9 protein-coding genes are annotated in these 9,291 nt (G+C 69.4%); 8 read left to right on the top strand and 1 reads right to left on the bottom strand.

The features are described from left to right. Positions 1-69: 69 nt before the first annotated feature. On the bottom strand, positions 70-744 hold the full coding sequence (locus VXC91_RS39130) for a hypothetical protein (protein ID WP_329512118.1): 675 nt from the start codon (positions 742-744) through the stop codon (positions 70-72). Positions 745-952: 208 nt separating this feature from the next. Here VXC91_RS39130 and VXC91_RS39125 point away from each other — a divergent pair, with 208 nt between their 5' ends. From VXC91_RS39125 to VXC91_RS39090, 8 genes are all read left to right on the top strand, one after another. Further along, positions 953-1,567 (top strand): DUF3885 domain-containing protein, encoded by a 615-nt coding sequence (locus tag VXC91_RS39125; protein ID WP_425578486.1) that lies wholly within the window; start codon positions 953-955, stop codon positions 1,565-1,567. 890 nt (positions 1,568-2,457) lie between these two features. Next, on the top strand, positions 2,458-2,868 hold the full coding sequence (locus VXC91_RS39120) for a BlaI/MecI/CopY family transcriptional regulator (RefSeq protein WP_329512116.1): 411 nt from the start codon (positions 2,458-2,460) through the stop codon (positions 2,866-2,868). Then, a complete protein-coding gene (locus VXC91_RS39115) occupies positions 2,865-3,848 on the top strand; it encodes a M56 family metallopeptidase (protein WP_329512115.1) in 984 nt (327 codons plus the stop codon). Before VXC91_RS39120 ends, VXC91_RS39115 begins: the two co-directional genes overlap by 4 nt. Positions 3,849-3,924: 76 nt before the next feature. Next, on the top strand, positions 3,925-5,871 hold the full coding sequence (locus VXC91_RS39110; RefSeq protein ID WP_329512114.1) for a copper resistance CopC/CopD family protein: 1,947 nt from the start codon (positions 3,925-3,927) through the stop codon (positions 5,869-5,871). 439 nt (positions 5,872-6,310) lie between these two features. Continuing rightward, positions 6,311-6,982 carry a DUF3105 domain-containing protein gene (locus tag VXC91_RS39105; RefSeq protein WP_329512113.1) on the top strand — a complete coding sequence of 224 codons (672 nt, stop codon included), beginning with the start codon at positions 6,311-6,313 and terminating at the stop codon, positions 6,980-6,982. Next, a complete protein-coding gene (locus tag VXC91_RS39100; RefSeq protein ID WP_408057589.1) occupies positions 6,979-7,719 on the top strand; it encodes a DUF305 domain-containing protein in 741 nt (246 codons plus the stop codon). Before VXC91_RS39105 ends, VXC91_RS39100 begins: the two co-directional genes overlap by 4 nt. A 51-nt stretch (positions 7,720-7,770) precedes the next feature. Further along, positions 7,771-8,247, top strand: coding sequence for a DUF2752 domain-containing protein (locus tag VXC91_RS39095; protein ID WP_329512112.1), 477 nt, complete (start codon positions 7,771-7,773; stop codon positions 8,245-8,247). 353 nt (positions 8,248-8,600) lie between these two features. Further along, positions 8,601-9,230, top strand: coding sequence for a class I SAM-dependent methyltransferase (locus VXC91_RS39090; protein WP_329512111.1), 630 nt, complete (start codon positions 8,601-8,603; stop codon positions 9,228-9,230). Positions 9,231-9,291 lie beyond the last annotated feature (61 nt).

The following is a 9,291-nucleotide window of genomic DNA, read 5'->3' as shown; positions in this document are numbered from 1 at the left end:
GGCGGCACGCCGCTCAAGTGGATCCGCTTTGACGGCTGACACGGCATGGCCCGGCTGCCGCCCCTGCGGTCAGGTCTCGGTACTGTTGGAGCGGCTGGTGCCGGTGTTCGCTCCACGGGTCCACAGGGAGAGGTCACTGCTTGTGGCTACAGCGATCGTCCGGCCGGAGGGGGAGAAGCCGGCTGCGCGGAATGTGGAGTAGTACGAGTGGAAGATGTGCCACCACTCCTCTCCGTGCGGACCCGCGTGGGGGAGCCCGCCGTCGCGGGACAGCAGGATCCGATCGTTCGGCCAGGCCGGGGTGACGACTTCCAGGGTCCAGCCGTCTTCGGTGGTGGTGTGCAGCCCGCCACCGAAGAGCCCGGCGATGCGTACGCGGCTTCCGGTGATCGGCCCCAGCCCGGGGCAGGGCAGGTCGGCGACGGCGTCGGGGGTGCTGTCCTCGGGAGCGGGGTCGCGGTCCCTGGCGATCTTCTCGCCGGTCACGGCGTCGAAGAGACCGTGCCCGTCCTGGGAGACGACCATCACCAGATCGTGGCCGGTGTCGGGGTCCTTTGCGAAGCCGATCCCGAGCAGTCCGCCGACAGGGACGCCGTACTCGTACCTGAAGACGGGCCGCCAGGGTTCGGGTGCGGGCACCACGGGGGCTGCGAGAAGCCGGTTCCTCATCACCCGTTGGTAGGCCGAGAGTTCCGGCTCATGCTCGGACTGCCTGACCGGGGGGGTCTCCTTCGTCCACTTCATCACGGGACCATGATCCTCGCCTCGACAGTGCCGCCCCAATAAGTTTCCCCGGTCCACCGCGCAGGCGCAGCCCGTGTCCACCGCGATCGAGGTGGGCGCCTGCCTTGCTCGGCGGGCTGTACGTTCCGCCCGGCGGACGGCTACCGCCGGCAGTATCTTGACCGCGACATCAACGGCCACGGCGGGACCGGTGTCTCCTGTCCGATCGGTGTGGCTCCGGCCAAAGGGGAGTGTCGCCATCGACCCTGATCTCCTGGCGGCTTTGTGGAGGGAACGGCATCCGTCGGGCCCTCCCGCCGCTCACACGTTCCGCACCAGATACGCGGATCGCTGGGTGCGCTTCCACAGCCTTCCCGGCTCGAAGCGTTACCCGGAGACCGAGGACGAGTACGCGATCGTGCTGGACCGGTACAACACGATCCTCGACGAGTTGTTCGCGGACACGGATGTGTTCGTGGTGACCATGGACTGGTCGGGCACACCGACCTGGTCCGCGGGCTACCCGACTCCACGACCGATGCTGCACCCCGACGGCATCCGCTGGTGGACCGAGTCGGAGCAGGACGACCCCGACCCGGAGTTCCACACCCACACACGTCTGTACGCCGACCGGCGCCGGTGGAACCGCGGCTGCATCGACGGACTGTTGCGAGCCGTGGCGGACGAGGCGCTCGGCGAAGTCTTCGTTGCCGACACGGAATTGCGGCGCATCCACCATCCCTACGACGGTGGCGCGGATGTCATCCTTGTCACGCCTGTGGAGCGTGACAGTGTGCGTGACCGCCACACGGACTGGCTTTCCAGCCACCCATCCGGCCTCTGAGAGCCGCACAGGCCCCCTTCCCCGGCCGACCGCGCAGGAGTCTGTGGACGCTGCTTAATGACTCATGTCAAGCAGCGTCCACAGACCTTTTCGGCGCTGCCGCACAGAATCTGATCGCACGAGCCCCCTTCCTTCGACTACAGGGTTTGTCCGCAGATGGATACGGCCATACAAATCGGCCCGACCGGTAAGAAGCTGCTGCCTCTGACGGTCAAGAACGCGGTGTCGGCCCCAGCTTCGAGCGGTCACGCGCACTGACGTGAGCGAGGCACTCGATCGGGTGATTGAGGCCCTGGCGGGGATGAGTGAGGACGAGGTGGCCGCTGTGCTGGCCGCTGTCGTCGCTTCGCCTCCTCGCCCCCAGATGTTGGCGTCTTCCTCCCGGACGCCGTTGCCGGGCCCTAGAGGCGCCTCGCAGATCATCTCTGAGGTGGAGTGGGTCTGAGGGCCGTTCCAGGCTTGTTGTCGGCTGCGTGATCGGTAGAGCCCCTTCCCGATTGGGAGGGGGCTCGCTGGCATGGAGTCCGTGAGTCTGGCGCTGCGGGTCCCGTAACCGCGGCTGAGTTACAACTTTCCCTGCTGTGTTCTCTCGGAGGCCGGCCCCCCGGGCAGTAGGCCCTGTGAAGGCTTCGGGCAGTCCAGCCCGGTCACGCAGCTGACGCCAGGGCCGGGGCGACGGGAGCTGATGGGGCTGGCTGCTCAGCCCAGACGATCTTCCGTCATCCCCTGCGACTACCACCGAGTGCCGGCCTTCCTCGACGACCTGTTCCACCACCGGTTGGCAATGCGCCCCGCTGCAGGCAGGGCTATGCGTGCCTGGCGGAGGTGACGCAGTGAATCGGGTTGCGCATGCCGTGTGCCTGGACGGGCATCCCCGGGCTGGAAGTACCATGCTGCTTAGGTTTTCGTGGACGGAGGCGGCCGGGATGCGCGGATTCGGCGAACTGGAACAGGCGATCATGGACCTCGTCTGGTCCATCGGAGAGCCGGTGACAGTGCGCGAGGTGCTGGAGCGGCTGAACAGTGAGCGACCGCAGCCACTGGCCTACAACACGGTGCACACCGTCACGGAGGTCCTGCACCGAAAGGGCTGGCTGTCGCGAGCCAAGGACGGGCGCGCCTTCCGCTACGAGGCGACGAGGAGCCGGGAGGAGTACGCGGCCTCCCTGATCGACCAGGTCTGGGCCACCGGCGCGGACCGTACTGCGACGCTGGTGAAGTTGTTCGACGAGATGGACGCTGACGAGGTTGCCGAGTTGCGGGCTGCGCTCGCCGCGCGCACCGAGGAGGACCGGGTATGAGGGTCGCGCTTGTGCTTCTCGGATACGCCGTGGTGCTCGGCGGGGTCGGTCCAGTGTGGCTTGCCCGGTCCTCGTGGGCTTCCCGGGCGCCGCGGCTGGGAATCTGGGCGTGGCAGGCGCTGAGCGCGACGGTGGTCTTGTCGGTGGCGTTGGCCGGGCTGGCCGTGGCGGTGCCGACCGTGCCGGTCAGCGGCAATCTCGCCGAGATGCTGCAGGCGTGTGTGATGGCGTTGCGCGAGCAGTACGCGGCGCCGGGCGGTGCGGCGGTCGCGGCGAGCGGGACCGTGCTGGCCGTGGCCCTGATGGGCCGTATCGGCTGGTGTCTGGGAGCGGCTCTGTTGCAGGCGCGCCGGGAGCGGACCCGGCACGCCGAGGTGCTGGCCGTCGTGGGCAGTCACCGGCCGGAATTGGGTATCACCGTGCTCGACGACGCACGGCCGGCGGCATACTGCCTACCCGGTCATGGTCACCGGGTCGTGCTGACCACGGCGGCGCTGGCGGCGCTGGAGCCCGCTGCGCTACAGGCGGTCATCGCGCATGAGCGGGCGCACATCCGGCAGCGTCACCACCTGGTGCTGGCGGTCGCGGAGGGGCTGGAGCGGGCCTTCCCGCGCTTGCCGCTCTTCCGAATGGCGGCGGAGCAGACGCCGCGCCTGGTGGAGCTGGCGGCCGATGACGCAGCCACCGCCCGGTCGGGTGCGCTCACCCTCGCCGGGGCCCTGGTCGAGCTGGCCGGTGCCGGGGTGCCGGCGGCCTCCCTGGCCGCATCCGGTGGGCATGTCGCCGGGCGGGTGCGGCGTCTGCTCGGCCCGCAGCGGCCTCTGCATCGTGTGGTCTCGTGGGCTGGAGCCTTGGTGGTGGCTGGTGCCCTTGCGCTGCCTTTGCTCCTGGCCGCCGAACCCGCGCTGGCGTCCACAGGCATGAATGTCTGCCCGCTGTCCGACGTCCCCATGGCCGAGGGTATGTCCGCCGCCGGCTGAACCGGCCGGCCGTACCTGTCTCGGTGAGGCCTGGTAAGTTCGCCACACGATCTCCTAGAACACTTAGGTATTTGGGATGCGTGGTTTCTTGGGCCGCACGGCCGCTCGCCTCGCCGCCGTAATGCTGCTGGCGGTGGCGGGGCTACTGACGACGTCCGCCTCGGCGCAGGCGCATGCGGTGCTGCTGTTCGCCTCACCGGCCATCGAGGGCGCGGTGCCCACCGCGCCGAAGGCCGTCTCGTTGGTCTTCGACGAGCCGGTGCAGCCCTCCGGGCCGCGCACCGTGCGCCTGACGACGTCCGCTGGGAAGGTCGTGGCCGTCGGATCCGCCTCACGCAGTCAGGGCGGTCGTCAGTTGACGGTTCCGGTGCGCGCGACGCTGACGCCGGGCGTCTACACGGTCGCCTGGCAGGCCACCGCGCAGGACGGCGATGTGATGGGCGGCAGCTACCGCTTCGCCGTGGGCTCGGCCGCCGCCGGACTGTCCGCCGGAACGGCTGGAGGGCAGCAGCAGGTCAGCGGGGCGGGGGCGACCGCGGTGCTGCGCTGGGTGCTGTTCGCGGCGTTCACCCTGACCCTGGGCGGGCTGGTGGGGGAGCGACTGGCCGCCCGTCATGGCATCCGGGCTCCCCGGTCGTGGGCGCGGGCGAGTGCGGTCGGCGGGATGGTGGCTTCGGCTGGGCTCGCGGTGCTGATCGCGGGTGGTGGGAGCCTGGTCGAGGGCATCTCCTCGCCGTCCGGGTCAGCGTTGTTCGGCGGACGCGCCGGGGTGCTCGCGCTGGTGGAAACCGCCGCGTGGCTGGTGACCGTGGCGTTGATGCGCGGCTGGCGGCCGGTGGCCTGGGCCGGGCTCGCGGCGGCCGTGGTGTCGGAGGGGCTGCGCGCCCATCCCGCCACCGCGTCCGAGGTCTGGGGTCCGCTGCTGACCACGGTGCATCTGGCGGCGGCCGCGGTGTGGATCGGCGCGCTCCTGCATCTCGTCTGGGTCGGCATCGTGCGCCGCTGGGACGCCGGCTTCCGCCGCGCACTGGCCGGCTACGCGCGTCTCGCCCTGGTGCTGGTGGTGGCCGTACTGCTGACCGGGACCTTGTCCGGGCTGCTGCTGGTGTCGCCCTCCGAGCTGCTGAACACCTCGTTCGGGAAGGTCCTGACCGTCAAGGTGGCGCTCGTCGTGGCGGTGTGTGCGCTCGCAGCGGGCGCGCGGTGGCGGATGGTCCAGGGTGCGCCGCGCTCGCTGGTCCGGGTCGAGGCGTCGGCACTGGTCGCGGTGCTGGCGGTGACGGCCTGGCTGTCGGTCACCCAGCCGCCACGCGATGCACAGGCCGCCCTGCCGTTCGCGCCTCCGGCCACGGGCAACGCCATCACCGTGGGCGGGCGGGCCGACCAGATCGGCATCGCAGCCACCGCGTCGGCCGGACAGGTCGTCCTGCGACTGACCGCCCCGACCACAGACCTGCAGCGCGACGACTCACGGACGTACGAGGCGTCGCTGCGGCTGGCCGACGCGGCGGGCCGGGCCCGGACCGTGGCTCTGCGCGGCTGCGGCGATGGCTGCTTCTATGCGCCCGTAGCCTGGAAGAACGGCGCCAACCTGCTGACCGTGCAGGCGGCGGCGGAGGGCTGGGGCGGCGGCAAGGAGACGCTGCGGGTGATGTGGCCCGTCCGCCCGGACACCGCCCTGCTGGAGCGGACGGTGACGGCGATGCGTGCGGTGAAGAAGCTCACCATGCATGAGCAGGTCGCCAGCGACGCCGCGCGCCTGGACGTCGCGCCGACCCGGCTGGAAGTGTCCGGTGATGAGTTCGTGGATGCCGAGCCGTACGCGCAGGGCAAGGCGACCCAGACGTCCCGGTTCACGGACGCAGAGAACCACACCGTGCTCGCCCTCGGCTATCCCGGTGAGCGGCTCGCCTTGGAGCTGACGCTGGACGGCCAGGACCGTGTCGTACGGGAAACCCTGGTCGCACCGAATCACTTCATCCGCCGTTCCTTCACCTATCCCGAACCGGGCGAGGCCGACTGACGATGACGCTGCGGTGGCGGACAGGTGTCGTGGTGCTGGGCCTGCTGGCGGTCCTGGCCACGGTATGGGGCCTGGCGTGCCCGTGTGCTCATGGCGGCCCCGTCATGCCCCCGGTCATGCAGACCACCGCCGCGTCGACTTCTGTGCACGAGACCTGGGACCACGTCTGCGCCGTACCCGCACAGGACCATTGCACGGTCAAGGCGACTGTCTCCTCCCCCGTGACCAACCCGGGCCCGCAGCCCCTTTCGCACACCCTGCCGACGCGCACCTACGCGTGGGCAGCACCGGGGGCCATGCCGTCAGGCGCTGCATACGCCGTATCTCCCCGCCCGCCGAATCTCCATGTCCTGCAAGTGCTGCGTACCTAGACCGGATGTCCCCTTTCCGCCCGCTCATCGGCATCCGTCAATTCCCGCTGCACACAAAGGACTTCATCATGGCTTCCACCGGCTCCAAGAACACGAACTCAGGCAAGGGCAAGAACAGCAATAAGGACATGGCCGCGGCCCGCCGCGCCCGTATAGAAGAACAGCGCCGCACCGAACGGGCCCGCGAGCGCCGCAACCGGATCATCACCATCGTCGCGTCCACCGCGATCCTCGCCGGGCTGGTCGGAGGCGGCTGGTACCTCATCGACCGCGCCAACGAGAAGGAGCAGGCCAAAGCGGCTCCGATCTCCGGCGAGAAGACATGGTCCAGCCTGGGCCGCAACCACGTCACCACCAAGGTCAACTACCCCATGACCCCGCCCGTGGGCGGCAACCACGCCCCCGTCTGGCAGGACTGCAACGGCAACGTTTACACCCAGCCCCTTCAGAACGAGAACGCGGTGCACTCGCTGGAGCACGGCGCGGTCTGGGTCACCTACAACAACAAGGCCACCGACGCCGACGTCAAGGCGCTCGGAGCGAAGGTGCAAAAGACCCCGTACACGCTGATGAGCCCCTATCCCAGCGAGTCCTCGCCGATCACGCTGACGGCCTGGGGCCACCAGCTGAACGTGAACAAGGCGTCTGACTCGCGCGTGAAGGAGTTCTTCGACAAGTACGTGCAGGGCAAGCAGACCCCTGAGCCCGGCGCGGCGTGCACCGGAGGGAAGTCCTCATGAGCCGCCTCGACGAGCCCGACATCGACGAGAAGCGCGTGGACGTGCCGGACACGGATGATGTGCTCGCGGAGCGCCGGCAGAGCGGCAGGTGGTTGTCCCGGCTGTTGATTGGCGGGTCGCTCGCTGCCGTGGCGGCCGTCGTCGCGGTGGTCGTTGCGTTGATGTGGCCCGCGAGCGGTACCGCTGGCGCTGGACCGACCCAGGACTCAGCCGACGCCGGCTTTGCCCGGGACATGGCCATCCATCACCAGCAGGCGGTGGAGCTGTCATTCATCGTGCGCGACCACACCAGCAGCGAGGACGTGCGTCGTCTCGCCTACGACGTCATCAACACCCAGGCCAACCAGCGGGGCATGCTGCTGGGCTGGTTGGACGCGTGGAACCTGCCGAAGTCCTCGCAGGAGCCGTCCATGTCCTGGATGCACCACGACATGGGCGGCATGCATGGGATGGAGAGCATGGAGGGCATGGACTACAAGCCGCACGACGGCTCGCTCATGCCCGGCATGGCCACCAACACCCAGATGGACCAGCTGCGCAAGGCCGGCAGCAAGCAGGAGGACATCCTGTATCTGCGGCTGCTGACCGCGCACCACAAGGGCGGCGTCGCGATGTCCCAGGCCGCGGCCGAGATGGCGAAGACCGAGCAGGTACGGCGGCTGGCCCAGGGCATGGTGGATAGCCAGGAGGCGGAGATGAAGCTGATGGCGGACATGCTCAATCTGCGCGCCGCCTGACCCCTGCGGGCTCCCTCACTGGAGCGAGAACTGCACACCTGGAGGTGAACCATGGCCGACACCCCGGCCCCGGTCGGCGCGCTGGACCGGTCACGGTGGTCGCCGCGGATTCAGCTGGGCTGGGAGAGGCGGAACGCCCGCTGGTGGGGGCTGGGCGTGGCCGGTGCCGTGGTGGTCATGGCGGGGGTGGCGATGGCGGTGTGGGGGATGCTCCCCGTGGATCTGCACGAGCCGACGCACAACGCCGGGGTGATGAGCCCGACCTGCGGGCTTACCCGCTCGGTGGTGGCGGTCTTCCGTGGCGATGTGGCGACGGCATGGCGTTACAACCCGGCCGGCCTGCTCGTGGCCGGCTTCTCGGTCGCCTTCCTAATGCGTCTGGTGGTGGGCTCGATCGCGGGGCGAGGTCCGGTGCTGCGGGTACGGCCGGGCCGCCTCGGGTGGATCACGCTGGGCCTGGCCCTGGCAATGCTGGAGATCCGCCAGCAGGGCCAGGCCCAGCTGCTGATGACCACTGGGCTGCGCTGACTGGCGTAGGGCTTTCCGTCCCATGTGGGAGCCGTCGCCGCGGCGGCGATGGCCTCTGAGGGTGAAGCCCATGCCTGCGTCGCGCATGTGCACGTGCGCGACGAAGAACCGGGCGGTTTGATTGATGAGATGGCGCAGGCTGCTGAAGGTCTCGGTGACGAGATAACCGAGGATCGTGCCCCACGCGTTGAGGCCGGCTGGGGCGGCCAGTCCAGCGCGGTGTGTTGCATTAGATCGCGCAGAGTGATCCGACCTTCGGCCCTGTCGCTATCACCAGCACCCGCTTATCGGCTGCCGCACCGGATGACCCACCGGAAGACCGATCTCCATCCGCTTGCCGAAAGGCACTCCCGATGCCCCGCACCAGCGACAAAAACCAGCGGCTACGCCGCTACTGGGACCGGCACGCACGCTCCTATGACCGGCAGATGAGCTTCTTCGACCGCGTGCTGTTCGGCGACAGCCGCAGGTGGATCTGCTCCCAAGCCTCGGGGCGGGCCCTGGAGATCGCCATCGGCACCGGCCTCAACCTCCCCTTCTACCCCGCCGATGTCCAGCTGACCGGGATCGAGTGGAGCCCGGCAATGCTCGAGATCGCCCGCCGCCGGGCCGAACAACTCGGCCGCACTGCAGAGCTACGCGAGGCCGATGCCCAGGATCTTCCGTTCCCCGACGCCTCGTTCGACACCGTCGTGTGCACGCTCTCGCTGTGTGCCATTCCTGACGACCGGCAGGCGGTCGCCGAGATGACGCGGGTGCTGCGCCCCGGCGGCCGCCTGCTGCTCCTCGACCACGTCATCAGCTCGGCGTGGCCGGTCCGTGCCCTTCAGCGATATCTGGAACTCGTCACGCTCCCCCTGGGAGGCGAGCATTTCCGCCGCCGCCCCCTGAGGCACGTGCAGGCCGCGGGCTTGGAGATCGAGCAGCGGGACCGGTTCAAGCTCGGCATCGTCGAGCGCATTGCTGCCCGCAAGCCCGCCTGACCGGCACGGCCGGTCAGGACTTGGACCCGGTGGCTGCGGGATTCTCGTCGGCGATGCCTTG

This window comes from Streptomyces chiangmaiensis (genome assembly GCF_036281785.1).
GTDB lineage: Bacteria > Actinomycetota > Actinomycetes > Streptomycetales > Streptomycetaceae > Streptomyces > Streptomyces chiangmaiensis.
Note: the sequence above shows the minus strand (reverse complement) of the source record. Positions and strands in the feature narration are given on the sequence as shown.

Bases quoted from the DNA above. Each gene is read 5' to 3' on its own strand.
- VXC91_RS39130 (WP_329512118.1), bottom strand. From the start codon at position 744: ATGAAGTGGACGAAGGAGACCCCCCCGGTCAGGCAGTCCGAGCATGAG.
- VXC91_RS39120 (WP_329512116.1), top strand. From the start codon at position 2,458: ATGCTGCTTAGGTTTTCGTGGACGGAGGCGGCCGGGATGCGCGGATTC.
- VXC91_RS39115 (WP_329512115.1), top strand. From the start codon at position 2,865: ATGAGGGTCGCGCTTGTGCTTCTCGGATACGCCGTGGTGCTCGGCGGG.
- VXC91_RS39110 (WP_329512114.1), top strand. From the start codon at position 3,925: ATGCGTGGTTTCTTGGGCCGCACGGCCGCTCGCCTCGCCGCCGTAATG.
- VXC91_RS39105 (WP_329512113.1), top strand. From the start codon at position 6,311: ATGGCTTCCACCGGCTCCAAGAACACGAACTCAGGCAAGGGCAAGAAC.
- VXC91_RS39100 (WP_408057589.1), top strand. From the start codon at position 6,979: ATGAGCCGCCTCGACGAGCCCGACATCGACGAGAAGCGCGTGGACGTG.
- VXC91_RS39095 (WP_329512112.1), top strand. From the start codon at position 7,771: ATGGCCGACACCCCGGCCCCGGTCGGCGCGCTGGACCGGTCACGGTGG.
- VXC91_RS39090 (WP_329512111.1), top strand. From the start codon at position 8,601: ATGCCCCGCACCAGCGACAAAAACCAGCGGCTACGCCGCTACTGGGAC.